Origin of the sequence: Wansuia hejianensis, assembly GCF_014337215.1 — a bacterium.
GTDB lineage: Bacteria > Bacillota > Clostridia > Lachnospirales > Lachnospiraceae > Scatomonas > Scatomonas hejianensis.
In genome coordinates, this window is record NZ_CP060635.1 from 2,825,401 (window position 1) to 2,848,540 (window position 23,140).

Consider the following 23,140-nt stretch of genomic DNA (forward strand, 5'->3'; position numbering starts at 1 on the left):
GCATCTCCATAGAACGTGATTTCTACCACGCTTCATGGAGATGCTCTATTTACACTTTCATATTTCGAGCTGTTTTGGTCAGTTTACAGCCTCTTCAACAGCTCTTCTCTCTCTTTTTCATAGCCTGGTTTTCCCAGAAGGGCAAACATGTTTTTCTTGTAGCTTTCTACGCCCGGCTGGTTGAATGGATTCACGCCGGATACATATCCGCTGATTCCGCAGGCAAACTCAAAGAAATAGAATAACTGTCCTAAATAATATTCATTCTGTTCCGGTATGTCCACCCGGAGATTCGGAACATTTCCATCGGTATGAGCCAAAATTGTGCCGTTCATGGCGCTCTTGTTGACGAAATCGACAGTTTTCCCTGCCAGATAATTCAGTCCATCCAGATCTACAGGCTCTTCCCCAATTGTCAGTTCCACTCTTGATTTTTCAACGTTCAGGACTGTCTCGAACATAATCCGGGAACCATCCTGTATGAATTGTCCCATGGAATGCAGATCTGTAGTCAGATCCACAGATGCCGGATAAATTCCCTTCTGGTCCTTGCCTTCGCTCTCACCATAGAGCTGCTTCCACCACTCGGATACATAGTGGAGGCTTGGCTCGTAATTGGCCAGAATTTCCACGGACTTGCCCTTACGGTGCAGGATGTTGCGGACAGCAGCATACTGCATGGCGTCATTTTCCGCAAAGGGCTTATTCAGCGCCAGCTCTCTTCCGGAAGCTGCACCTTTCATTAATTCATCTATATCAGCTCCGCTGGCTGCGATGGGCAGCAGACCAACTGCAGTCAGTACGGAGAATCGGCCTCCAACATCGTCCGGTACGACGAATGTTTGATATCCTTCTTCATCTGCCAGATGCTTCAAAGCCCCTTTGGCCTTGTCCGTCGTGGCATAAATCCTTTTGGCTGCCTCTGCCTTGCCATATTTCTTCTCCAGCATTTCCTTAAACACACGGAATGCGATGGCAGGTTCGGTAGTAGTACCGGACTTTGATATAATATTCACAGAGAAATCGCGGTCTCCAACCACGTCGATCAGCCCCTGCAGATAGCTGCTGCTGATGCTGTTGCCGGCATAATAGATCTCCGGCGTCTTTCTCTGGTCTTTCTTGATATTGTTGTAGAATCCGTGCCTTAAAAATTCAATGGCCGCACGGGCCCCCAGATAGGAACCACCAATGCCAATGACCACCAGGACTTCGGAATCGCTCTGAATCTTCGCAGCGGCTTTCTTGATGCGGTCAAACTCTTCTTTGTCATAGTCAACCGGCAGATCAATCCATCCCAGATAATCGCTGCCCAGTCCGCTTCTTGATACCAGCACCTCTTTTGCCGCGTCCGCAATTCCCTCAAAGGCCTGAACCTCATGCTCACGGATAAAACCTGCTGCTTTGGAAAAATCAAATGTCACTTTTGTTCCCATTTTTCTTTTATCTCCTTTGTGTAATTATTTCACAAATCCTTACATCTATTTAGTTACCAGTTTATCAAATCAATATCACGGATTCAAGTCAAATATTCCCGAATGACCTCCCGCATCAGCTTCTCATCCTCTGGATTCAGAAGCTCGGCAAATTTGCTTTTCGGGCCGGCTTTTTCCCGTATTTTCTGCTCAACCTGGGTAATCGCCGTTTCCTGCTCAGACCGCTTTTCTCCGCGGGTTTTCCGTTTTTGATCCAGAGTTACAACATTGACAGTTTCATTTTCGGCTCTAGGAGTCTCGGGATTCTCCAGATAGTCTACCCATCCGTCCACAAGCCGCTGCTCTTTTCCTTTCATGTTCAGACTGAACCGAAGCAGAAGGAGGGCTGAAATCACAGTACCCGACAGCATTAAATATTGATAGAGAACATACCGCTCATATTGGAACAGGAAGATACACCACATTCCCAGGAGAAGGAAGGCTCCGCAGACGCTCACAGCCAGGTTAACTCCGTTCATAAGAGACCCAACCCGCATTTTCAATATCCGTCCTTCCTGCAGATGAGCCCGGACAAAGGCTTGAGAATTTGATACAGGGGTTTCCCGCCGGTTGTATAATTCCATCACTTGGCTTGTCCATTTACCTTTGGGACTTTTCCGCCGGCTCATGTCTTTAATTGCAATATGATAAAAGCGATTACTCCAAAACAGGCACCACACTCCTACAATACCTGCTACTATCATGCCGTATAAGAATAGTTTTTGATCCATGATCGCTTGCAGCATAATCACTACCTCCTTGTTTTTGTGAGGTCATGATATACCCAACGCGGCGGATTTGTAAACAAAAACCGTTCGTCAAATTAAGTGTATTTTCTCGATTTTACAGACGTTTCACCATATTCAGCACCAGATTGACACAATGGCGTATGGCTTGCCGCTCGAATGTTGGATAATCGACGGTAGCACTGTCGTCCGCTTTATCAGAAATAGCGCGGAGCACCACGTAAGGCACCCTGTTCAGATATGCAGCCTGAGCAATTGCGGCCCCTTCCATCTCTGTGCAGTACCCTCCGAAGTTATCTATGATTCTCTGTTTTACACCTTTATCAGATATGAACTGGTCACCGCTGACCACTCTTCCGGCATATACATGGATTTCGGGATTCACTTCTCTGCAGACTTCCTGCGCCAGCTCCACCAGTCTCTGATCGGCCGGAAAGGACAGCGTATCCATCCGGGGAATCTGCCCCAACGGATATCCGAAGCCGATAGCATCCACGTCATGCTGCAGCGTATCTGTTGACACCACGATATCTCCAATGTCAATGACACTTTTCAAACTGCCGGCAATTCCTGTATTGATTACGTAATCTATATGATAATCATCCACGAGAATCTGAGTGCAGATACCCGCGTTGACTTTTCCGATTCCTGAGCGCACCACTACCACCGGTTTCCCACTCAGCGTGCCCCTGAAGAATTCCATACCGGCTTTTTCTTTGACGCTCACATCGATCATCTGTTCCTTCAGTTTGCTGACCTCTTCCTCCATGGCCCCGATAATCCCGACTAAACTCATTGATTGTTCCTCCTGTAATTCGATGTGGAATATTATTCCCATATTTGTTATAATATCACGGTAGGACAGGGAACGTCAAATTGATTACGTTTCTATATGTGCTATCCCAGTTAACCGTTTTCCGCCTCCACTATACGAAGCATTGTGTGGCAAAATACATAGTTGTCCAGGCCGTTGAAATTCCGGAATCTGTTAAACATGTATTTATATGCATCGTAGTGCACGTTACTGGTTCCGGAACGAACGGCAGTCTATCTCATGAAAGGAGAAGTGCAGCATGGTATATAAGACTCATGGTACCTGTTCCCAGCAGATTTCCTTCGACCTGCAGGATGGTAAAATTCATAATTTAAAATTTGTCGGAGGATGCAACGGAAATTTAAAGGGTATTTGCTCCCTGGTTGAAGGAATGGACGCAAACGAGGTGATTTCCAAGCTGGAAGGCATCCGCTGCGGTTTTAAATCCACCTCCTGCCCGGATCAGTTGGCAAAGGCAATAAAAGAAGCATTGTAACAGACAGAATAAAGGACATCCCAAAAGTCTTGAATTGGCTTGAGGGACGCCCTTTTTCTTTGAAAACAGATAACTGCTTCCTTTTATCCGCCTTTACCTGTCCCATTTATCGCAGAGCGAGTTAATCTGATTCGTGAATTTCGCCAGGTCCTTATTGGCCCCGCCTTCATTATGGCGGATCACTGTCAACAGGCGCTGGCCCGCCGCTAACAATCTCTCAAACACTGTGTTGGCCCGCCTGGCCCCTGCTTTCTCTGCCGTTCGCATCACCTTCACAGGTTCCGGTGATGCTTCCACCACTCCGGCTGCCAGATTGAAGACTGTTCCGCTGAAGGGTGCCGACGCATCATATCCCAATTCTTCCTTTAAACGTTCGGCAAATATCTCTGTTACCTTATCTTCTCCATGTGTAACAAATACCTTTTGAGGCTTCTCTTTAAATGCAGCCGCCCATCGCAGCAGGCCCTGATTATCCGCGTGGCCGCTGACCCCCGGAAGTACTTTAATCTCAGCCCTGACCTGAATCTCTTCTCCGAACAGCCGGATCTGCTCCGCGCCGTCTACCAGAGAACGCCCTGGCGTACCCACTGCCTGATAGCCCACAAAGAGCACCGTACATTCCGGCCTCCACAGATTATGCTTCAGGTGGTGCTTGATACGTCCGGCGTCACACATTCCGCTGGCTGAAATAATTACTTTCGGCTGCTCATTAAAGTTAATCGCCTTAGACTCGTCACTGGTGATGGAAGTCTTCAGTCCCGGGAAGCGGATCGGATTAATCCCCAGCTCAATCAGTTCTTTTGCTTCCTTATCAAAACAGTCCTTATAGTGTTCATCAAAAACGCCGGTTGCCTCTATTGCAAGAGGGCTGTCAATGTACACAGAAAAGCCGTCATGTCCATGTATCAGCTGATCCTTTTTAATCTGCCGGATGAAGTAAAGCATTTCCTGCGTCCTGCCGACAGCAAAGGACGGGATCACAACATTCCCTCCCCGGTCGAAGGTCCTCTGGATCACTTCCGCCAGCGCATTCACATAATCCGGCACTTCCCCATGGCTTCTGTCTCCATACGTAGATTCCATAACCACATAATCTGCAGACTCCAACAAGGTGGGATCATTAATTAAGGGCTGGTTAATGTTCCCGATATCTCCGGAAAATACAATTTTTTTCTCCACACCCTCTTCTTCAAGCCAGATTTCAATGCTGGCCGATCCCAGCAGATGGCCCGCATCCACAAATCTCACTTTCACTCCTTCACAAATGGAAATTATCTGATTATATGGTTCCCCCACCAACTGGCGGATTAATCCCAGCGCGTCCTCCATCGTATAAGCAGGCACAAATTCTTCTTTCCCGGCCCGGCGGTTCTTACGGTTTCTCCATTCAGCTTCAAACATCTGGATATGAGCGCTGTCACGGAGCATGATATTGCATAGATCCGCTGTTGCTTCCGTTGTATAAACCGGCCCCCTGAACCCCTTTGCATACAGCGCCGGAAGATTCCCGGAATGATCAATGTGCGCGTGCGTCAGAAGAACAAAATCCAGATCCGATGCTGGAACCGGAACCGGCTGGTTCACGTAGTAATCAGGCCCCTGTTCCATCCCGCAGTCTACCAGAAATCTCTTACCCGCCGCCTCTAAATAGTAACAGCTGCCTGTCACTTCATGGGCTGCGCCTGAGAACATAAGCTTCATATAAAAACCCCCTTGCCGTTTTATTTAACCTCTGATTCTATTATACGCCCGGAAGAGGGTAAAATCCAGAAAAAAACCGCTATCCCGATGCCCGTCGGGATAGCAGTCCTGGTGTTACCATAGTGTTCGATATTAAAATTGATCTGGAATATAAAAAGCTACACAAAGAATGCCCGGACTTTCCATCCAATGGAAAATAAGCTTTTCTTTGAGAATCCCTAATTGCGTAAGTAGTATAAGGAAGATTTTTTTATTACGGCAATTAGGGACAGGTTTACGAGTTGCTATTTTATTGGCAGTCCGTTGGTCGTAGTACTTACTGCTTCATACAAATCGTCATCTATTACATAATGATAACCTCGAAGGCAATAATAGTATCCTTTTTCTACGGTTTCTAGAAATGTTGCTGCAATATCTGAAGTATTGTAATCAACATAACTCCAGTCTTTATAACTATTGAATGTAGTGCCATCGTATTTTTCTAAATATAATTCCAGGCCAACCTCATCCAATGAAACAAAATTACCTAAAGTTTCTCCATATATCGCAGCTTTTCCATCAACATTGCTTAACCTTACATAACCTTTGTTTAGAATATCGCCACGTGCGCGCGGTGTGGCAGTATCCTCAACGCTTGTTTCCCCTTCTGGGGCCAAGCTTTTCCAAAGATAATTATTTTCCTCCGAAACATTTGCCATAACTGGAATAACGGCTATTTGTAATACACATATACTACTTCCCAAAAATACTGCCAGCTTTTTCAGTGAATGTTTATCCAATATACCTCTCCTTTCAACTTATTTCCCTATACTACATTAAGAATACGACAGAAAACATCAAAAAATTACACACTGTAATGCATTTTTTTTAAAATATTTAGTATTTCTTCTTTATCAATAGTACTACTAATTTCATATTTACAGTTATAGTAATCCCATTCCCCTCTATATACCACTGTTTCATTTCGCCCTGTATCATCTTTAATTAAGCATATAGATATCTCACCCATTGGTGCATCGATTTCAACAGTCTCTTCTTTCTCAATATTAGGTGCTTTACCTTCGGATGTATCTATTGCATTACCTGTAACCTGTAAATAAATTATCTGTTCTTTCCACAGATATTTTAATCTGGCATATTGGCCATCAACCGAAATTACAGCTTCATCAAATTTGGTCCCTTCAGGCAAATAAAAAAACTCTGGCATAGGAATTCCTAATATAGTTTCAATTTTCGACTTAGCCTCTTGTTCTGTTATATCCTTTAAAACCCTATCCTCATCATTATCAGAAGTAGCAACCTTACTCCCCGGAAATAAACTCTGCCACTTTTCCATCCAGTACATTCGATTACCTTCACTAATCAACGACGTGGCAAATACAACACTTCCGGCTACCAGTAATATTCCGGCACATTTTACAATTTGCCTCCACAGTGGTTTTTTGACAGGCTTTTTCTTAGGCATCGGCATAACAACGGCGCCATCTGTCCCTGTAGCTTCGGATTCCTTTTCTTCGTCTTTTTCCAGCTCACCCATCTCTTTCAATCGTTCCATGATTTTCAGATACATGTCATCTTTATCATCCTGTGTGAGATGTTGCCCCTGATAGGATTCTGCACGTTTTTCAATTTCTTTTGCCTCTTCCTGCAGGGCATCTAATAATTTTTTGTCTTTTTTTTCTGCTTGTTTTTCACTCATATATTTTCCTCTCACCCTTTCCATCCCTGCACTTTATGATATTATGCAGGCTTTCCGGGCAATGGAGCATATTATTCGGCTCCGCATGGTTCAGCTCGTTTGAGCGCCCCGCAATTTACTTTTCCGTCTGTTCCCGGCCCGTCCTCTGGTGGTCCAGTTCTCAGATAGCGCCTTGACTTTTTCAGCAGTTCGACTAATAATAAAAACAGAATGCGAAATCTGCACTACAGGAGGACACTTATGAAACATATTGTACTTACGGGAGGCGGCACGGCCGGGCATGTCACCCCCAATATTGCTTTGATCCCCAGCCTTCAGGAGCTGGGATATACAATCTCTTATATCGGCTCCCATGATGGAATCGAAAAGAAACTGATCGAGGATATGCACATACCTTATTATGGCATTTCCTCCGGAAAACTCCGCCGGTATTTCAATCCGAAGAATTTCTCTGACCCCTTCCGCGTGTTGAAGGGTATCGGCGAAGCAAAAAAACTTATGAAAGAACTGAATCCGGATGTCGTCTTTTCCAAAGGCGGCTTCGTATCCGTTCCTGTTGTTCTGGCTGCTAAAAGCCGTAAGATACCGGTAATCATCCATGAATCAGATATGTCTCCCGGCCTGGCCAATAAAATATGTATCCCTGCCGCTTCTATCGTCTGCTGCAATTTCCCTGAGACTCTCACAAATCTCCCACAGAAAAAGGCGGTGGTGACCGGTACCCCTATCCGCCAGGAACTGATGTCCGGTAATAAGCTGGCCGCCCTGAAATTCTGCGGTTTTACTGCCAATAAACCCGTAGTGATGGTAATTGGCGGAAGTTTGGGGTCTGTAGTGGTTAATGATGCGATCCGCGGAGTTCTGCCCGAGCTCTTAAAAGCTTTTCAGGTCATCCACCTCTGCGGAAAGGATAAACTTGATCCTTCATTGGATCGTGTGGAAGGATATGCACAATTTGAATACATTAAAAAAGAACTGGCTGACCTCTTCGCTCTCGCTGATGTAGTTATATCCAGAGCAGGCGCAAACGCAATCTGTGAAATCAGCTCTCTGGCTAAACCAAATCTTCTGATTCCCCTTTCAGCAAAAGCCAGCCGGGGAGATCAGATTCTCAACGCACGTTCTTTTGAAAAACAAGGATACAGCATGGTACTAGAAGAAGAAGAGCTTACGCCGGAATCACTGCTGCAATCTGTCCGTCAGCTTTATGAAAACCGTGAAACCTTTATTGCTGCCATGAATAACAGCAGCCACACAGATTCCATCAGCAGAATTCTTTCTTTAATCCAGGAATGTGAACGTCAATAAAGTCAGAGCAGTTCTTGGTAACCTATGCCGAAATTATTTTTCAGCCATTCCCTGGCGCGGTGGTGCTTAACTCTCAGATTCGCTATTGAGATGCCAAGCCTCCGCGCCACTTCTTTCGCCGGAAGCTCAGCAACATCTAATCCCATAACAATTTCATACCAATCCGGATTTTTCTCATGCAATGCACAAAATAACCGGTGACCGAATTCTTTTACCTCAATGCTTCTCTGCATCTCATCAAGATCAGGCACTTTTCCTTTATATAAATTTCCGCCGTCGTCGCCTGGGCATTCCCGCAAACGGTCGCGCTTCCTCAGGAAATCTATAGCTGTATTCTCTGCTGTGACTAATATCCATCCTTTAACACGTTCCTCATCAAGGCCGTTGATGTTGAGATACAATTTTATAAATATTTCCTGACAGACATCCTGCGCCAGATGGTAATCATGTACCACACTGTTTGCAACATAATGTGCCAAGTCGACATATCTGTAATAAACGTAGTTAAAGTCTGATTTATTCATTTTCTATCCTCTGCCCGTATTATGACATTTGCTGGGATACCTTCTCGAGAATATCCTTTTTATCCTCTTCTGTTAAGGTCCCGGGTTCCCATGTGACGCCTGCCTGGTCTCCTTTATACCTTGGGATCAAATGCACATGAAAATGGAAGACTGTCTGTCCTGCCGCTTCACCATTGTTCTGAACCACATTATATCCGTCACAATGCAGCGCTTCAGTCATCACTTTCACCATTTTTTTAGCAAGGATCATAGCTTTCCCCGCCAGATCAGCCGGAATTTCATAAAGGTCGGCATAATGTTTTTTCGGAAGGATCAGGGCATGTCCTTTTGTGGCGGGACCCAGATCCAGAATTACCCGAAACTCATCATCCTCATAAATCGTAGCAGAGGCTATTTCCCCATCTGCAATTTTACAAAAAATACAACTCATTTAACGTTCCTCCTTCTAAAATGGAATAATTTTCCATTTAATTCATCGCTTAAACATATTCTGTCAAATTTTGTCGAAACATGCAACACTTTTTTATTTGATTTTTAAAAAAACCGGTGTTAAACTCAATCCATAAAGAGGTAAATACTATGAATGAACAAGAATGCCGGCTGCTGTTGTCCAAATTTTCACATGAGGTCCGCAATCCTGTTACTTTAATTAACAGCTTTCTGCAGCTTCTGGTGAAAGAACACCCTGAGATCAGCTCCTACCCATTTTATGAAAAGATCAATGAAAATATGACTTTACTGACCCGTCTTCTTGATGAAATGTCCCGCTTTAACAACGCCGCAAGACTTCACAGGGAAGAAACGGATCTTTGTGCCCTTCTTTCAGGGCTTGCAGATTCTGGAAACTCGGTTTTGGTTCCGCAAAATGTTCACATAACAGTGAACGCTAACACTGACATCCCACACCTGTTATTGGACCAAACCAAACTCCTTCAGGTCTTCTATAACCTGATCCGCAACGCTGCAGAAGCCATGCCTGATGGCGGCGACATCCGCATCACTCTGACTTTACATGAAACTGAGCTGCAAGTCAATGTGGCCAATCGTGGCCCCGGCATACCGCCTGAATATTTGCCGGATCTCTTCGAACCTTTCGTAACACACAAAAAAGAGGGAACAGGCCTTGGCCTCTCGATCTGCCGGGAAATTATCCAGGCTCACGAGGGCAGTATATCTGTCTCCTCTTCCGGCGGCAATACAGTCTTTACAATTCTGCTGCCGTTATCCAGTTAATAATTCCGGCGGTTTCCAGCCTTCTGCAGCAATCCTATAATTGCTGTCAGAAGCGCTCCGCCCAAAAATCCTCCCAGATGTGCGAATCCATCAACTCCTGATGACTGAAATCCCACATAGAGAGATAAAACCGCCATGAGCAGTACACGCGTCAGGCTCAGATCTTCCAGTCTCCCTCTGTTCATGAGCAGAAGGATTACCATTCCGCCCAGGACAGCAAATATTGCTCCGGAAGCCCCGGCTGATACTACGTTATCTCCCTGCTGCACCTCATTCCAATAGGAAAAAACATTTCCCAGCAGTCCTCCGCCCAAATATAAAATCAAATATCTGACTTTCCCCAGGAAACGTTCCATATAGTCACCCAAGAAAAATAAAAGCACCATATTATTCAGCAAATGCCTCAATCCGAAATGAAGAAACATGCTCGTAAACAGCCGGTAATATTCCCCCGCCTGAACATACGGTGTATAAGACGCCCCGCAGCGTATCATATGCTCCGCATTCTCAGAGCCTCCAGTCATCTCCACAATCAGGAAAATCAGAATATTTGCCGCTACAATTATATAATTGACAATACTCTTTTGTCTGCGGTGTCTCATCCGGTCAATAATATCTTCATCTGGATTATATCTCCACTCCGGCGTATTCTGCATTCGGTCTGTTCTCCTTTATCAACGCCGCCACGGCAACGCTGGATATTCGTCAGAATCAGTATACTACTTTTGAAAGCGATACGTCAAATCAGCAAACTGAATTTTATCTCCTGCATTCAAGGCATACGTCTCTCCTACGGACAAAAGCTTATCATTTATAAAAGTCCCATTTTTAGAATTCAAATCTGAAATACAGTATGTCTCCCCATCCCATGTCAGCCTGGCATGCAGCCTGCTGACAGCCGGTGAGACAAGCAGAACATCGGCCGCGGCTTTTCCCTTTCCTATCAGGCAGACATCCCGTTCCAAAGTGACAGGTTCCCCGCCGGATGGTTCGGATGGAATCAACCATGCTCTGGCTTCATCCGTCTTTTCTATCAAGCTACCCAGGCCGAGATAGGCGGTCTTTTCATCTTCTTCCTCCTGTATATTCCGGACTCCCTCCTCCACATTTTTACTTTCACCGGTCAACCAGTTCTGCTGAAGGTATTTTTCCATTTCCTCTTCTTGTTCTCTCCCTTCCTGTATGTTTCTTCTGACTATCCAGCAAACCAGGCAGATACCAGCTGCCGCTGCCGCGAGAAGACATCCTTCAACCGGAAGCCCAGCTCTTAGGAGCCCTGCCAAAATACCCGTAAGACCTGCTACTGCACCCACCCCAATCACTTTCTGTTTCCAGCTCAAATGAACCTTTTCTGTTTTTTCTTCCGGCTCAAAAAAGGAATTTAAAAGCTCCTCTCTGGTTTCAGGAATTTTCCCTTGAGGGCCTTTAATATTTTTTTCTCCATAATCCTCCTGCAACCGTCTCTCTGCTTCCTTCGTCTCCCACTCCGGTTGAGACGTGGAAACACGGTGCAGAAGTTCCATTAAAACATCTGCCGTCATAGTCTCTTCCACGCATTTCTGGTAAAATACATAGCCCATCATAACCGCATCTCTGTCTTCATGGTCCAGCTTAGGCAACAGGTACTCACTCAATTCTCTCAACTGATTCTGAAAAGAAATCTTATTTCCAGGATAATAGCAAAACCACATCTGCTTTTTAGAAGCATCCAGATATATCAGTTCTGGTTTCAACAGGAATCCATTAAGCCCTAAAAGATAATTTCTGATGTTCTCAAGCGCCTCAGCGAGCTGGGAAAGCAGTAGTTCCAAAGTGTCCTTCTGAATTTGCTGATGCTCCAACAGCATGTTTAAAGGCTGTCTGGATGTGATATCATAATAAAACAGCATCTTCTGGTCAATCTGATGTACTTTGCAGGGCAAAAATCCTTCTATCTGATTAGCCATCAGCATCCTCACCTGATAAGAGGCAGTATCCGGAGGATCGTCTCCCGACAGGATCAGATAATTGTGGTGGATGTCTCTGCGGTAGTCGATCTGCATTTTACGTTCTCCTTTCTGCCACTTATTCCGGATTCTCGCTGCTGATGCTGCCTTCCAGCTCTTTCATCAGCCAAAGGGCACGAAGATATTTAACCGGCCTGACCTTCTCTACTTTCGCTTCCGCAGTATATGTAAACAAATGTTCCGAAAACATCGGAAATCTCTGCCCGCTGTACCGGACTTCAGTTCCCCATGGACTGCTTCCCGCATAAATATCAGGCTTCGATCCGGGCATTACCTGCTGCACTGACCGTTCTTCTGCTTTTTCCCTCGCTGAAGCCGAAGCATCCCATTCATTTCCCTCCCTTCTGCCATTGCCTGCCAGAGCCGCTTCATATGCCGCGGCCGTATACCAAACTTTGTTATGCGCATAAAATGTAAATACAATTAATAATGCCGTAAGCATAACCGCCATCGGGATTAAAAAGGCGGACTCTACTGTAAAGCTTCCCTTTTTCCATTCATTCATCCAAATATCCTTTCCGCCAGGAATGCTGCCAGAAGAAACGGCACAAACGGCATTTCCTTTTTACCGCTCTTTTTGAATAGCAGACAAGCCGCTGCAGCTGCCAGCAAAAATCCCCAAACCAGCATTTCTAATAGTTCAAAAAAACCGATCCAGATGCCAGCAGCCCAGACAATGAGCCCGTCTCCCATCCCCAGCTTTCCCCCTGTCAACCGGCTCAGCCCAATCAGAAACAGTCCCGGAAGCATGCAGCACAGAATAACCGGAACCGGAATATTTTCGCGCAGATGCTCCCACAAAAGTCCTGCGATACCCGCTGCTGCCGTAGGAACCGGGAAAATTTCCATACACCGGATGTCCTGGAACCCATTAACCGTCAGTATCCCCAAAACTGCCCATTCCTCAGGTTTCATTTTCCTCCCTCCCGTTCCAGTTGTTGGCAGCGGCTGCAGCAGTCTAATCCCTCCAGCGAAGAGAGTTCCTCTAATCTTACCCGGCGCTTCAATCCGCTGCATTCCAGTGAGTTATGGTAGCATTCTCCCTGGTCAGTGATATATACAAATTCGCTGATGCCTCCTTTTCCAATACATTTTTCACAGGGCTGATAGCGCCCGCCGCCATTGTTCCTCTGGCTGCCTACCCCAGAAAAAGCTACCTGGCGTATGCTCAGTGAAAGATGGCTGCAGCGGGAGGTGGTATGATATACACTCTCATATTCCGTAACATAAACCAGCTTGTTATGGCCCCGCAGGTTTTCTGCTTCTGTTCTCTCTGCACTTCGTCCTGTCCAGGCTCTTACCCTTCCGCGGCAAGTGATCTTAATACCCGGAACCGCAAAAGGTAGCCAGGGCGGCTGATAATAGACTGTTTCGGTCCTGTCTATCATCAGCTCTTCACCACTTCCGGCAGCAGCCGCATACATTCCCTGTTTTTCAACCTCTTCCTGAAGCCGGACCATATTTCTCACATAAACACCGTAAATCTCCATCAGACCTGCGAGAGCCAGCACCGTAAGGAAGAACAAGGGAACAGCCCAGGCAGCTTCAACAGTAAAGCTTCCTTTCCGGAAGATGCGGAAGGCTACCCTTTTACCGGACTTCTTGTTATTTCCCCTCGGGGAGGGAAAAGTTTTTCTGGATATTGCTGCATTTGGAAGAGAGATTTTTTTATTAGATTTTTTTGATATAGGATATGAGAGTTTATTTTTATTTGCAGTCAGATAAAAGGGCACCCTTCCGCACCTCCTTTCTTCATTGATCCATGTCGTATCCATAGCTCCGGGTTATGGAAAAACTACTGCTGCGTATTCTGGCAGACAGCGTAACCGACGCCGATTCCACACAGGTATCCAGGCAAAACCCGGGATTTCCGCCTTGTATTCTCATATTATATTCCGTGAGGTTCATCAGCGAGCGTGTAAGTGAGTCTTCATCTTTCATCAGCAGCAAGAGTCTCAGATACCATTGATAATCTAATCCTTCACTGCTGTGCCGCTCTTCATCCCCCTGTATCAAAAGCCCTGACAGAGAGTTTAGCGATAACTGCCAGGACGTATCATCTTTCAGCAGAGGGATCTTTCCACCGTCCAGCAATTCTCTGATATCCAGTATGCTTTCTCCGTACGCCCAGCAGATCTTCAAGACGAAAGAAACCAGCGCATAAGCCTCCGGAATGAACAGTATGGTGCTGATAATCAAAGCCATTTCATCTGCTTCGGCACATCTGGCAGGACTTCCGCACAAATACATCAGGTTGGAAGCTTCCCGGACGGCCAACAGGCGGTAAACGACACTTTTCAGATTTTCCATATCATCCCTCTTGCCTCCAATGGCATACTCTATCTGATAGCGCAGTCCCTCTCTCTGTTCCCCGCTGGTATAGCAGGGGAAGAACTCACTCAGATACTCCAGCAGAAGGAGCTTTTCCCCCAGCCCGGTTTTAGTTTCAGACACGACACCCATGCCCTGTTGGAGCTCCCTGTCTTCCAGCAGCTCTTCATTTCCCAGGGTATATCCTGACAAATCCGAAATGTCGGAAATAACCAGCCCTAAAATCCCCATCTTTCTCACCTTTTGAATTACTTCTATCGGGTTTTCAAAATCGGGCGGAACCTCCACATCCTTCCTTTCCTGTTCTCTTTCTTCCGCGGTCTCAGCGGCTGTTTTTTTCTGTTCTTCATAATCGCACTCTGCCTCCTCCGTTCCAGCCTGTTCCTTTTGCTGTTCCTGACTTTTCATGATGCCAAATTGATCTTCCAGAGTATCTGAAAGCAGTTGTATTCCCGAAATTCCCAGTTTCTTTTCCATTACCGCGCAGATTTGCCTGCGGAAGGCTGCCCCGCCTTGATCCGTCGCCAGAATATATCCGTCCAGACTCCCTCTTTCCAGTTTAATGTCCAGGAGCCTGTCAGGATCAACGACTGCTTCCGCCGCTTCCTGTACCTCCCTGTAGATTTCTTCCAGCTTCAGATCCCCGGTTCCATATCCGCCATCCATAAAAAGAAGCCCATATGTATCAAACATCTCTCTGTCATATCCCGCAAAGAGTGAATACAATCCCTGTTCCAGTCCGCTGGCCAGCGCTGTCCGGCCAGCGGCGATACAGGCAGAATGAAGGCCTACAAATATCAGCGACAAAAGTACGGAAAGCACCAGGCAGAGATATATCGTGATACTGCCTTGATTGCTAGAACTCCGTTTCATAGAAAACTCTCGCATATAGCGCGCCCCCTTCTGAGATCAGATGCCGTTGCTTTGATTCGTAACCTTCGACAGGATGTTTTTAACAAGAGTAGTCAGCTGCTTTTTAAAAATCACTACCAGTCCAATCAACACCACCAATATATTTACCTCAATGGAAAAAATAACAGATATAATATGTTTTTACAGAATACACACTGTGTATGAAGTTAAAGAAATTTCTGAACCTTATTCTATGTATAACCCAATTAGTGCCCTATTTTTGCATTTTCGATTGTTGCCTTCCAAAGCATATTTTCCACTCTTAACGCTTCATTTTCTTCCTGAAGCTGCTTCATCCGACGCATCATAATTTGCAGTTGTTTCTCCATTGCGCGGTTTAAAATTACCTGTTGCGGCTTCATGGCCGGAACCTGATCGCTCTCCTGCCGCGCTTTTTCCAATGCTCTTCTCACCTTGCCATTTTTATAAAAAAATGCCCTGGATAACCCGGTTCGCTCCTGTAATTCTTTTATTGTAATCTCCGCATTTTCCTGCACCATCTCCTGAATGACCTGCAAAGCCAGTCTCGTTTTTTCCTCACTTATCGCCTGATTCACGGCTACCATTTCATCGTATTTATTTCCCATATCCCTACCAGTCCTTTACAATAATTGATAATATATCGTCTATGGAACTTCTGACCTCTCTGGTTTCATCCGCCAACGCCTGGTTTCCAAACTTACGGTAATAGCGCACTGCCTGCGTCCCCCTATGTCCCAGCAATTCAGCTATTGTACAATCGTCCACATGCATCTCTGTCATCCGCTTTGCAAAACTATGGCGGAATTTATGTGTCCACACGCCAAACAGCTGTCCCTGATCCGTTTTCAAGTCTTTTTCTTGTATCATTTTCATCAAATGATACTGAATATATGCATAATTCATAGGTTCGTTCGGATGTCTATCATTCACAAAAACATACTCGGTGTTCCCATATTTACGTCTCGTATATTCTATTGCTTTTTGCAATAATGCAATGGTATCCTGATTGACCGGTTTATAGCAGGTACGCTGTGTTTTAACTTCAAAAATCTGTACCATCATATGACCATTTCGTTTCACCAGGCAATCTTGTTTTAAAGTCAAGGTTTCGGATATTCGATTCGCAAGTATCTGATGTAAAATCAGCACCCTGGCAATCTGCTCCTGCAGCTGCGTGATTTCCTCGTTTAGCTTCTGCAATTCCCGATCCGTATATCCATTCCTTGGTGTTAGCCCTTCTCTGGCCGGTATGTCCCCCGCCAATATCACCTGCGATAACGAAGAGTTCTCATAAACTTTCCCAACTGTCTCGATTAAGCTCTTTAAGCTCGATAATTCTGATCGGAACGATTTTTTTCCACTTACCTCCGTATTGAGAAACACAAGATAATCTTCCCATTGATCCCTTGTCATCTCTAACAAAGATTGAACCTTCGGATACCTCACCTGCAAAAACTCTGCCAGACGTTTCACTGCACGCAGTTGTTGCTGAACCGTCGCAGCGGCCAGATAATGCAAAGTAGCTGCTGCAGCACGTTTTACTTCAACACGGATTCCTTTCTGTGCAATTCCACGAAAATTTAGACTTTGCAAACGGTGCACCGGGTTATTCCGGACCGGAAATCCCAATTCCTCCAAATTCCAGACATCCTTTTCCGTTTCAATCATTTCTTCTATTGATAAAAAATCATATATGCTATCCAGAGATCGGGGAATCTGCGACCGCTCCACTATCTTTTTCCCCAATTCACGGCGATATCTGCTTTGCGTCAGGTTATACCCGTTTTTCATCATCCATTTCTTTAACTGTTTCTGCATTTGTAGTAATTCCTCATCCAGAAATCTTTCCAATCCTGGATATACTTCTTTTAGAAAACGACAAAGCACATGGTATGGCCAGAGTTCCGCCCGAATACTACCGAGTGATAACTGCTCACCTCGAAACGTAAGATATTTTCTCCACTCCTCCTTTAGACCCTCCGTTGGAAGCAAATCCAAATCAAAATAATTGTCAGGCGAGAGCCGTTTTAATGCTGCCCGACGTTGTCCCGCATTCGCATTTTTATAACATGCCAGATCTTTTACATAAATTCGGCTCATAATTCTTTCCTCATCAAAAATTGATTTCCTAAACTACTTTCTTTTTGAAAATAGTTTTCATTCGCCTGATCAATCGTCTCCGGAATCAAATCCAGATACTGCCGGGTCATATTTTCATGTACATGCCCCAAATAATCCCTGACCGCTTGCACTGAGGCACCTCCCGCATACAACTTCGTCCCCATCCTATGCCGATAGTCATGTGAACGAAAAATGTAGTCTCCACAGGAAATCCCATACCTCTGACATAACGCCTTTACCTGTACACAAAAAGTTCCCACATGATAGGCTCTGCCATCCTTCCGATGAAAAACAAATTCCTCCGGCCCTATTCGATGTTTTTGAATATACACTACCATTTGCCTATACAATACAGCCGGAATCGGTATCTGCTTGTCCACTTTCACTTTATACTGATAAATCCGAAGCCACGCATCTTGTCCATTCCAGCTATACGCATCTCCTCGGATACAGCACACTTCATTTACCCGCAAGCCCAAACAAAACAGATGCAGGTACATAAGCCGCAAATGTTCCGGAAAATATTTCAGGTGTAAAAGAAGTTTCTCCAACACTTCTTCCGACACAACACGGTCATAATGAACTGGCAATGTCTTTTTCAAATAGTACCGATTCCAAAAAGGTATTTTTTCCCGAGATCCTTTTACTACCAAATACTGAAAAAATAAGTGCAAATCTGCCACTTGTTGATTAAAGGTTTCCGCCTGAATCTTTGAATTTTCTAATTGCAGAAAATACAGTCCCATTTCTTTTTCCGTAATACTATTCACTTTCCAGCCTTTTCGGTCACAATACTGCAAAAACCGGCAGATATTGTAATGCTCCACCCGTATCGTATGGACGGCTTTGGATGTAATGCCCAGACAGTAGCGCATGTATTTTTTCAGATATTTTCGGTTTTCCAGATCGTGAATTCCATAAAACCGCAGGGATTCTACCGGATCAGCCGGATTCATTCTTTCTCCCTTCATCTGAAACCGTTCCAAATACCAGACATTGGCTTCCCAGTTTGTCTCTTTTGCACACAGAAATAAGTGTTTCCGGGTGTTATCCACAATCTGCATATAGATCTGTGTTTTCGTTCCCACACGACCATCCATGCTCTCCCGAAAGCCTTCGATCTCTTCCTCTTCTAACGCTTCCAGATCTTCGATTCCCTGTTCTGCGCAATACAGATACAATTTTTTTAACGGGACGAGATACAACTCCCTCCGATTTTTCCGGTTCATCTTTTTTTCCAACGCCATCATCAACATAGAAAAAATCTGTTTTTTTAATTTTCGGGCTGCCGAAAGCGCAAAATCAAACACCGCCTCTTCCTTATTTTGGAGATAATAAAATTTCATCGCCGTTTCATAATCCGGATGATAAAGCAAAAAGATCGGCTCTTCACGGAACGCCAGGCGTGGTTTTTCAAATTTCCGATTCTGACTTCTGTTTTGGATTACCTGCAGCTTCAGACAGTCCAGCGCCTTTATATACTCCAACGGCTTCTTACAATGGGTTTCCTTTAAATAGGCATCAAATTGCTGCCGCAATTTATAATCAATTTCATGGATATGATGGATCCCCTGTATCAGAAGGAAATGCAGCACCTTATTGTGAACTGGCCGTGAGAATTGCCTACAGGTCTTTAGTTCCTCCAGCAATTCCTGATATTCCGGTAAGCCTTGACGATAACTCAGTAGACAGGACTCCAAGGCGCCCGCATAATACACCTTTTTCGATTCCACGATTTCCTCAGAATCCCATACAAAAGAGCGATATTCCATCTCCTTTTTCAAATCTATCTCATTCAAAGAGACAATTCTATGCTGAAGCAAATATGCGGTAAGCCATTCCCTTTCTATCCCCGTTATATACGGGCAACAATCCAATTCCCTTTTTAGCCGCTTATATGAATTCTCCGCTCGTATTTCCATCATGCCATACATTGTTGGTTCTCCCTATAGCAACCGGTCCGCCATAAACATACCCTTATGCTTCTGATAATATTGCTCCGCCGCCTCCGCCAGTTCGTCGCTCCCTACATCCAGATATTTTTCTGTCGTAGCGATCTGACGGTGTCCCAGCGCTTTGGAAATCAAGAACAAATCCCAGCCATCCCGCCGTCTTTCATTGGCAAAATAATGCCGGAGCATATGCGGCGTTGCTTTGATACCCGTTTTTACCTCTAACCGCCGCAGCATTGCATAAACCGTATTTACCTTCAGGGGCTTTCCGCTATCTTCTCCTGTTAAAATCACAAACAGATATTCCGTTTTTTTCAACAGTTCACGATATTCAGATAGATAAAACTGAAACACTTCAAACGTTTCCTCGCTGAGTTTCGCTCTCCGATGCTCTGCATTTTTCGCTCTTGCTCCATTCCAGTTTTCCCGAAACCGTACGGAGATCGTGCGATTTTCGTAATCTACATCTCTTGTATAACGGATCCCCAGCATCTCTCCGATCCGAAATCCAGTCTCCGCCAGCAAAAGCAATAACAGCTGATCCCGTACATTTGTGCAGTGAAGCAATAGCATCAGAATCTGATCCTGTTCAATCGTCCGGCCAATGTGTTCATCCTCCGGCAGATAACCCTTGAACGTCTTTCTCGCCACGCTGAATCGGATGCCAATCGAATTCGTAAAAGTGACAACATGGCTGGATAACACTTTAAGATTCTGGAATTGCTCGTTTTCCAGCTCTAAAAACTGATACCATCCGAAAATGTCCTGCAGATATGTATTACAGGTGCTATTATTGGGTCCCCTCTTTCGTGGCTCCAAAATGTGCTTTCCTGCTCGGAGCCAGTGCAGGAATTCTATGAAATGGGCATGCTGTCTGTCATATGCCATGCCAAATACTAAACCAACGGTCAAATGCTTTTCTTCCAGATAAGATAGATAATAAGATATTGAAAAGGCAAATCGTTTCACGGTATTTGGCGAACAGCTCTCTCTTAATTTGTGCATCAGAAACTGGTTGGCAGCCGGCACCTCTTTTCCATCCAACCGGCAGCGAACTGTATAAAAGGTGCGCAGCCCTTCCTTTTGGGTTTCCACATAATAACAATTCATGACTACCCCTTCTTCCTGTCTACACTATACACATAATTGTTATATATGTCAATATTATTATTGCTATATATGCCAATTTCTTTCTTATTAAAAAAGAAAGGGTAAAAAATTGACGTGTAAGCCAATCTCATGCTATATTAAAAATGGAGGGCAACGACAATGGCTTACAATCCCAAACTATTTACAGAAGTTTTAAGTAAAGCAATCGGACCTAAAAAAAAGAAGGATTTTGCAGTACAGCTTGGAATCTCACCTTTTTATCTTTCAAAGCTGCTGCATCAGAACTTTTTGCGCCCACCTTCTATGGAGCTTTTATGGAAAATTGCACAGGTTTCAGAATCTGTCTCATATAAAGAACTACTCTCTGCCTGCGGCTATGCTACAAAAGAAACGGAAGTGCCCCTTCCGGAGCCAGTTTCGCGTCCGGAAAAAGAAACGGAATTTGCCGAAGCTACTATTTTGACTGCCTTAAAATCTTTTGCTACTTCTTGGACGATTCGGCCACAAGAAGATACTGGTTTTGATCTGGTTATCGAATTTCCAGAATGGAACAACATTTGCTGGTATTTTCGGTTTCTCCCTCGTTTTCAGGAAGAATATGCCAGACAGCAGCGTCTCAACTGCTATTACCAATTACTTTGCGGCTCTTTAGAAAAGAAACACAAATACAGCATTGTTACCAATTCACTACAGGAATTTAACATATATACAGAACAGCCACCTGTGAATTTAAATCTAAACTTATCTGTTCTGCTGATCCAAGAGTCTACTCTGCAAATCCAGAACGAATACTGCCTTTCATATGCTGCAGATCTGGATCCAAATATAAAAAGTCTCAATTTACACGAGGAAGGCGTATGCAACTGATCCTTGGTTTGCATACGTCTTTTGATATCTTATACCTTTTTTCTACCATCGATTATAGCTCTCTAAAAAATCAAGGTTATGAAGAAAAAAAGTACAGATTTCTTGCTGATTTTTCGACGGATAATGCTCCAGCCTCTGAATTAATTCTTTATATGTATCTGCGTGTTCTAGGTAATCTTCGCGTAACAGCAAATCCAAAGAAGTACCAAGTGCCTTTGCAATTTTAGCTGCCATCGGTAAACTGGGGATTCTTTTTCCGGATTCAACATTTGATATGTAACCAACGGAACAACCAATTTCATTCGCTAAAACCTCTTGTTTTATCCCGTGTATTTTCCGAAAATCTTTGATATTTCGTCCAAATTCATTCCCCATTTTTATCTCCCGCTTTACCTATATTATAAGTTTATCGGCTAAAACTTAGAATAGACACAGAGGCAAAATAGTATATAATAATTCTCCTTATAGGCAATTAACAATTTCTTTTCTCTTCCAAGTCTTTTTACTCCTTTACATGAATACTCCCTCCATATCAATTCATTCCTGTTGCATGATCACAAACTCCTTCCGCCTCTTCTATCCGATTCTTCTCCCACCTTCTTGTATCATCAACAGGGCATCCATAGATAATATAGCTTTGATGCCTCAAGTCCTCATCCCGCCTTAACAAGGACTGCAGTTCCGCGAAAAAGTGACGGATCGCCTTTACCAATTTACAGGCAAGGTCAAACTGTGCCAAAATTTCCTTTAATTCTTGCCATTTTCTCTTTTGTTTTGCCGAAAAAACCTCCTCTTTCTTTTAAACTTGCGAAAAAAATTTTTTATCTTTTCTCGCAAATTCCTAAAAAGGCAATGTCATTAACTTAAGAAAAAGAATAATACCGGATACCTCTATTCCTTTTCATGGGATAAAGATATCCGGTATTTTGTCACTTTAAAAGCAATAATTTATCATTTTGAAAACGAATTTCAAGGTTTTGGACATTTTTTATCCGCTTCTCTTCATGACGCTTTATTCATTCCTCCTCTATGCAACGCCACAATCACTGCGCATTATAGATATTCCACGTTCACTCCGCAGTCCCTTGCGTACTCCTCCATCCGGCTTCCCTTCGGACAGCGGATTGTACACAGCTTGTTGGTTATCCATTCCCCGATCTCATCGGGGTCATGGTTGATCTCCAGCACTTTCAGGTTCTGGCAGCCGTGAAACACCCATTTTCCGATTTTCCGCACCGTATCCGGTACGTAGGCATATTCCAAATTGCGGCATTTCCGAAAAGCCCCCTCGCCAATGGCCAAAAGCCCCTCCGGAAGCTCCAGCTCCCGCAGACCGCACTGATAGAAGCTCTCTGCCCCCAGCTCCCGCAACGTGATTGGAAACTCCACCTCCTCCAAGGAAGTGCATTTATAGAAGGCCCTCCGCCCGATTACGGCAAGCCTGGAGGGGAGACGAAGCTCCTGCAGGGCAACGCATCCGGAAAACACTTCGTTTCCCAGATTTTCCAGACGGCTGTCTTTTTGAAAATCCGCTCTCCTCAGGCGGCTGTTGTCCGCAAAGGCCTGGAGTTCCAGTCGGCCGAGAGTTCGGGGAAACTGAATTTCCTCCAGACGGCGGCATCCGCTGAACGCCCGGCGTTCGATTTTGCTCACCTGTCCCAGCCGGACCGTCCGCAGTGCCGCGCAGTTCATAAAGGCTTCTTCTTTTACAGCGGACACACGGCAAAGATCCGCTGCCAGAAGGCGCGGATTATTCTTCATGGCCCGGGCGGGGACAGGGCCATTCGCCGCTTGATAATGCCGTTCCCGCTCCTTCAATCTTTTTCCCGGGTTTCCCCCTGTTTGGTTTTCCTCTATCATGATCCG

General features: G+C 44.8%; 24 protein-coding genes and 1 pseudogene. 4 read left to right on the forward strand and 21 right to left on the reverse strand.

Going from position 1 to position 23,140, the window contains the following annotated elements; genetic code table 11:
* Positions 1 to 83: 83 nt before the first annotated feature.
* The 3 genes from H9Q79_RS13110 to H9Q79_RS13120 all read right to left on the reverse strand — a co-directional run bounded on the left by H9Q79_RS13110 (position 84) and on the right by H9Q79_RS13120 (position 3,014).
* The gene (locus tag H9Q79_RS13110; protein WP_118646669.1) at positions 84 to 1,433 is read right to left on the reverse strand and encodes a glucose-6-phosphate isomerase; all 1,350 of its coding nucleotides are present in this window, start codon (positions 1,431 to 1,433) and stop codon (positions 84 to 86) included.
* A gap of 83 nt (positions 1,434 to 1,516) precedes the next feature.
* Complete coding sequence (locus H9Q79_RS13115) at positions 1,517 to 2,218, reverse strand: hypothetical protein (RefSeq protein WP_118646667.1); 702 nt, start codon at positions 2,216 to 2,218, stop codon at positions 1,517 to 1,519.
* A gap of 97 nt (positions 2,219 to 2,315) precedes the next feature.
* A complete protein-coding gene (locus tag H9Q79_RS13120; RefSeq protein ID WP_249328481.1) occupies positions 2,316 to 3,014 on the reverse strand; it encodes a 5'-methylthioadenosine/adenosylhomocysteine nucleosidase in 699 nt (232 codons plus the stop codon).
* 277 nt (positions 3,015 to 3,291) lie between these two features.
* Between H9Q79_RS13120 and H9Q79_RS13125 the strand changes: the two genes are divergently transcribed.
* Positions 3,292 to 3,528 (forward strand): TIGR03905 family TSCPD domain-containing protein, encoded by a 237-nt coding sequence (locus H9Q79_RS13125; RefSeq protein ID WP_118646665.1) that lies wholly within the window; start codon positions 3,292 to 3,294, stop codon positions 3,526 to 3,528.
* Positions 3,529 to 3,621: 93 nt separating this feature from the next.
* Here the strand turns inward: H9Q79_RS13125 and H9Q79_RS13130 are convergent, their stop codons facing one another.
* The 3 genes from H9Q79_RS13130 to H9Q79_RS13140 all read right to left on the reverse strand — a co-directional run bounded on the left by H9Q79_RS13130 (position 3,622) and on the right by H9Q79_RS13140 (position 6,928).
* Entirely contained in the window at positions 3,622 to 5,229 is a 1,608-nt protein-coding gene (locus tag H9Q79_RS13130; protein WP_118646663.1) for an MBL fold metallo-hydrolase RNA specificity domain-containing protein, read from the reverse strand.
* 284 nt (positions 5,230 to 5,513) lie between these two features.
* Complete coding sequence (locus H9Q79_RS13135; protein ID WP_249328482.1) at positions 5,514 to 6,008, reverse strand: DUF6147 family protein; 495 nt, start codon at positions 6,006 to 6,008, stop codon at positions 5,514 to 5,516.
* 65 nt (positions 6,009 to 6,073) lie between these two features.
* A complete protein-coding gene (locus tag H9Q79_RS13140) occupies positions 6,074 to 6,928 on the reverse strand; it encodes a DUF4367 domain-containing protein (RefSeq protein ID WP_249328483.1) in 855 nt (284 codons plus the stop codon).
* 240 nt (positions 6,929 to 7,168) lie between these two features.
* Here H9Q79_RS13140 and H9Q79_RS13145 point away from each other — a divergent pair, with 240 nt between their 5' ends.
* Positions 7,169 to 8,236, forward strand: a complete 1,068-nt coding sequence (locus H9Q79_RS13145; protein WP_118646657.1) for an undecaprenyldiphospho-muramoylpentapeptide beta-N-acetylglucosaminyltransferase — start codon at positions 7,169 to 7,171, stop codon at positions 8,234 to 8,236.
* A 2-nt stretch (positions 8,237 to 8,238) separates the two neighbouring features.
* Here the strand turns inward: H9Q79_RS13145 and H9Q79_RS13150 are convergent, their stop codons facing one another.
* Entirely contained in the window at positions 8,239 to 8,760 is a 522-nt protein-coding gene (locus H9Q79_RS13150) for an RNA polymerase sigma factor (protein ID WP_118646655.1), read from the reverse strand.
* A gap of 19 nt (positions 8,761 to 8,779) precedes the next feature.
* Positions 8,780 to 9,190 (reverse strand): HIT family protein, encoded by a 411-nt coding sequence (locus tag H9Q79_RS13155; RefSeq protein WP_118646653.1) that lies wholly within the window; start codon positions 9,188 to 9,190, stop codon positions 8,780 to 8,782.
* Between the two features lie 149 nt (positions 9,191 to 9,339).
* On the opposite strand from H9Q79_RS13155, the gene H9Q79_RS13160 reads away from it, so the two are divergent.
* Entirely contained in the window at positions 9,340 to 9,993 is a 654-nt protein-coding gene (locus H9Q79_RS13160; RefSeq protein ID WP_118646651.1) for an ATP-binding protein, read from the forward strand.
* On the opposite strand, the gene H9Q79_RS13165 is transcribed toward H9Q79_RS13160, so the two are convergent.
* The 11 genes and pseudogenes from H9Q79_RS13165 to H9Q79_RS13215 all read right to left on the reverse strand — a co-directional run bounded on the left by H9Q79_RS13165 (position 9,990) and on the right by H9Q79_RS13215 (position 20,407).
* Positions 9,990 to 10,649 carry a rhomboid family intramembrane serine protease gene (locus H9Q79_RS13165; RefSeq protein WP_249328484.1) on the reverse strand — a complete coding sequence of 220 codons (660 nt, stop codon included), beginning with the start codon at positions 10,647 to 10,649 and terminating at the stop codon, positions 9,990 to 9,992. The genes H9Q79_RS13160 and H9Q79_RS13165 overlap by 4 nt on opposite strands.
* A gap of 63 nt (positions 10,650 to 10,712) precedes the next feature.
* Positions 10,713 to 12,035, reverse strand: coding sequence for a DUF6382 domain-containing protein (locus tag H9Q79_RS13170; RefSeq protein WP_118646649.1), 1,323 nt, complete (start codon positions 12,033 to 12,035; stop codon positions 10,713 to 10,715).
* A gap of 22 nt (positions 12,036 to 12,057) precedes the next feature.
* A complete protein-coding gene (locus H9Q79_RS13175; protein ID WP_118646647.1) occupies positions 12,058 to 12,504 on the reverse strand; it encodes a TadE/TadG family type IV pilus assembly protein in 447 nt (148 codons plus the stop codon).
* Positions 12,501 to 12,914 carry an A24 family peptidase gene (locus tag H9Q79_RS13180; protein ID WP_249328485.1) on the reverse strand — a complete coding sequence of 138 codons (414 nt, stop codon included), beginning with the start codon at positions 12,912 to 12,914 and terminating at the stop codon, positions 12,501 to 12,503. The genes H9Q79_RS13175 and H9Q79_RS13180 overlap by 4 nt, the downstream gene beginning before the upstream one ends.
* Positions 12,911 to 13,489, reverse strand: coding sequence for a hypothetical protein (locus H9Q79_RS13185; protein WP_249328486.1), 579 nt, complete (start codon positions 13,487 to 13,489; stop codon positions 12,911 to 12,913). The genes H9Q79_RS13180 and H9Q79_RS13185 overlap by 4 nt, the downstream gene beginning before the upstream one ends.
* A gap of 262 nt (positions 13,490 to 13,751) precedes the next feature.
* Positions 13,752 to 15,203 carry a DUF5702 domain-containing protein gene (locus tag H9Q79_RS13190; RefSeq protein ID WP_249328487.1) on the reverse strand — a complete coding sequence of 484 codons (1,452 nt, stop codon included), beginning with the start codon at positions 15,201 to 15,203 and terminating at the stop codon, positions 13,752 to 13,754.
* Positions 15,204 to 15,239: 36 nt separating this feature from the next.
* Positions 15,240 to 15,344: pseudogene (locus H9Q79_RS13195) on the reverse strand (Flp1 family type IVb pilin); the annotation flags it as partial.
* Between the two features lie 104 nt (positions 15,345 to 15,448).
* Positions 15,449 to 15,829 carry a DUF6262 family protein gene (locus H9Q79_RS13200; RefSeq protein ID WP_118646637.1) on the reverse strand — a complete coding sequence of 127 codons (381 nt, stop codon included), beginning with the start codon at positions 15,827 to 15,829 and terminating at the stop codon, positions 15,449 to 15,451.
* A 4-nt stretch (positions 15,830 to 15,833) separates the two neighbouring features.
* A complete protein-coding gene (locus tag H9Q79_RS13205; RefSeq protein WP_118646635.1) occupies positions 15,834 to 17,324 on the reverse strand; it encodes a tyrosine-type recombinase/integrase in 1,491 nt (496 codons plus the stop codon).
* Positions 17,321 to 19,129 (reverse strand): tyrosine-type recombinase/integrase, encoded by a 1,809-nt coding sequence (locus H9Q79_RS13210; protein WP_249328488.1) that lies wholly within the window; start codon positions 19,127 to 19,129, stop codon positions 17,321 to 17,323. Before H9Q79_RS13210 ends, H9Q79_RS13205 begins: the two co-directional genes overlap by 4 nt.
* A gap of 162 nt (positions 19,130 to 19,291) precedes the next feature.
* Positions 19,292 to 20,407 (reverse strand): tyrosine-type recombinase/integrase, encoded by a 1,116-nt coding sequence (locus H9Q79_RS13215; protein ID WP_118646629.1) that lies wholly within the window; start codon positions 20,405 to 20,407, stop codon positions 19,292 to 19,294.
* Between the two features lie 159 nt (positions 20,408 to 20,566).
* Between H9Q79_RS13215 and H9Q79_RS13220 the strand changes: the two genes are divergently transcribed.
* Complete coding sequence (locus tag H9Q79_RS13220) at positions 20,567 to 21,274, forward strand: hypothetical protein (RefSeq protein ID WP_118646627.1); 708 nt, start codon at positions 20,567 to 20,569, stop codon at positions 21,272 to 21,274.
* A gap of 42 nt (positions 21,275 to 21,316) precedes the next feature.
* Here the strand turns inward: H9Q79_RS13220 and H9Q79_RS13225 are convergent, their stop codons facing one another.
* Positions 21,317 to 21,649: a helix-turn-helix domain-containing protein gene (locus H9Q79_RS13225; RefSeq protein WP_118646625.1), complete on the reverse strand. Its 333-nt coding sequence runs from the start codon at positions 21,647 to 21,649 to the stop codon at positions 21,317 to 21,319.
* A 678-nt stretch (positions 21,650 to 22,327) separates the two neighbouring features.
* Positions 22,328 to 23,134: a leucine-rich repeat domain-containing protein gene (locus H9Q79_RS13230; protein WP_249328489.1), complete on the reverse strand. Its 807-nt coding sequence runs from the start codon at positions 23,132 to 23,134 to the stop codon at positions 22,328 to 22,330.
* Positions 23,135 to 23,140: the final 6 nt, after the last annotated feature.

What these genes read in the sequence shown, in the direction of transcription:
- H9Q79_RS13130 (WP_118646663.1), bottom strand. Translation starts at nt 5,229, where the DNA reads ATGAAGCTTATGTTCTCAGGCGCAGCCCATGAAGTGACAGGCAGCTGT.
- H9Q79_RS13205 (WP_118646635.1), bottom strand. Translation starts at nt 17,324, where the DNA reads ATGAGCCGAATTTATGTAAAAGATCTGGCATGTTATAAAAATGCGAAT.
- H9Q79_RS13115 (WP_118646667.1), bottom strand. Translation starts at nt 2,218, where the DNA reads ATGCTGCAAGCGATCATGGATCAAAAACTATTCTTATACGGCATGATA.
- H9Q79_RS13190 (WP_249328487.1), bottom strand. Translation starts at nt 15,203, where the DNA reads ATGAAACGGAGTTCTAGCAATCAAGGCAGTATCACGATATATCTCTGC.
- H9Q79_RS13225 (WP_118646625.1), bottom strand. Translation starts at nt 21,649, where the DNA reads ATGGGGAATGAATTTGGACGAAATATCAAAGATTTTCGGAAAATACAC.
- H9Q79_RS13125 (WP_118646665.1), top strand. Translation starts at nt 3,292, where the DNA reads ATGGTATATAAGACTCATGGTACCTGTTCCCAGCAGATTTCCTTCGAC.
- H9Q79_RS13145 (WP_118646657.1), top strand. Translation starts at nt 7,169, where the DNA reads ATGAAACATATTGTACTTACGGGAGGCGGCACGGCCGGGCATGTCACC.
- H9Q79_RS13120 (WP_249328481.1), bottom strand. Translation starts at nt 3,014, where the DNA reads ATGAGTTTAGTCGGGATTATCGGGGCCATGGAGGAAGAGGTCAGCAAA.
- H9Q79_RS13110 (WP_118646669.1), bottom strand. Translation starts at nt 1,433, where the DNA reads ATGGGAACAAAAGTGACATTTGATTTTTCCAAAGCAGCAGGTTTTATC.
- H9Q79_RS13230 (WP_249328489.1), bottom strand. Translation starts at nt 23,134, where the DNA reads ATGATAGAGGAAAACCAAACAGGGGGAAACCCGGGAAAAAGATTGAAG.
- H9Q79_RS13220 (WP_118646627.1), top strand. Translation starts at nt 20,567, where the DNA reads ATGGCTTACAATCCCAAACTATTTACAGAAGTTTTAAGTAAAGCAATC.
- H9Q79_RS13160 (WP_118646651.1), top strand. Translation starts at nt 9,340, where the DNA reads ATGAATGAACAAGAATGCCGGCTGCTGTTGTCCAAATTTTCACATGAG.
- H9Q79_RS13165 (WP_249328484.1), bottom strand. Translation starts at nt 10,649, where the DNA reads ATGCAGAATACGCCGGAGTGGAGATATAATCCAGATGAAGATATTATT.
- H9Q79_RS13150 (WP_118646655.1), bottom strand. Translation starts at nt 8,760, where the DNA reads ATGAATAAATCAGACTTTAACTACGTTTATTACAGATATGTCGACTTG.
- H9Q79_RS13140 (WP_249328483.1), bottom strand. Translation starts at nt 6,928, where the DNA reads ATGAGTGAAAAACAAGCAGAAAAAAAAGACAAAAAATTATTAGATGCC.
- H9Q79_RS13175 (WP_118646647.1), bottom strand. Translation starts at nt 12,504, where the DNA reads ATGAATGAATGGAAAAAGGGAAGCTTTACAGTAGAGTCCGCCTTTTTA.
- H9Q79_RS13200 (WP_118646637.1), bottom strand. Translation starts at nt 15,829, where the DNA reads ATGGGAAATAAATACGATGAAATGGTAGCCGTGAATCAGGCGATAAGT.
- H9Q79_RS13155 (WP_118646653.1), bottom strand. Translation starts at nt 9,190, where the DNA reads ATGAGTTGTATTTTTTGTAAAATTGCAGATGGGGAAATAGCCTCTGCT.
- H9Q79_RS13215 (WP_118646629.1), bottom strand. Translation starts at nt 20,407, where the DNA reads ATGAATTGTTATTATGTGGAAACCCAAAAGGAAGGGCTGCGCACCTTT.
- H9Q79_RS13170 (WP_118646649.1), bottom strand. Translation starts at nt 12,035, where the DNA reads ATGCAGATCGACTACCGCAGAGACATCCACCACAATTATCTGATCCTG.
- H9Q79_RS13185 (WP_249328486.1), bottom strand. Translation starts at nt 13,489, where the DNA reads ATGGAGATTTACGGTGTTTATGTGAGAAATATGGTCCGGCTTCAGGAA.
- H9Q79_RS13180 (WP_249328485.1), bottom strand. Translation starts at nt 12,914, where the DNA reads ATGAAACCTGAGGAATGGGCAGTTTTGGGGATACTGACGGTTAATGGG.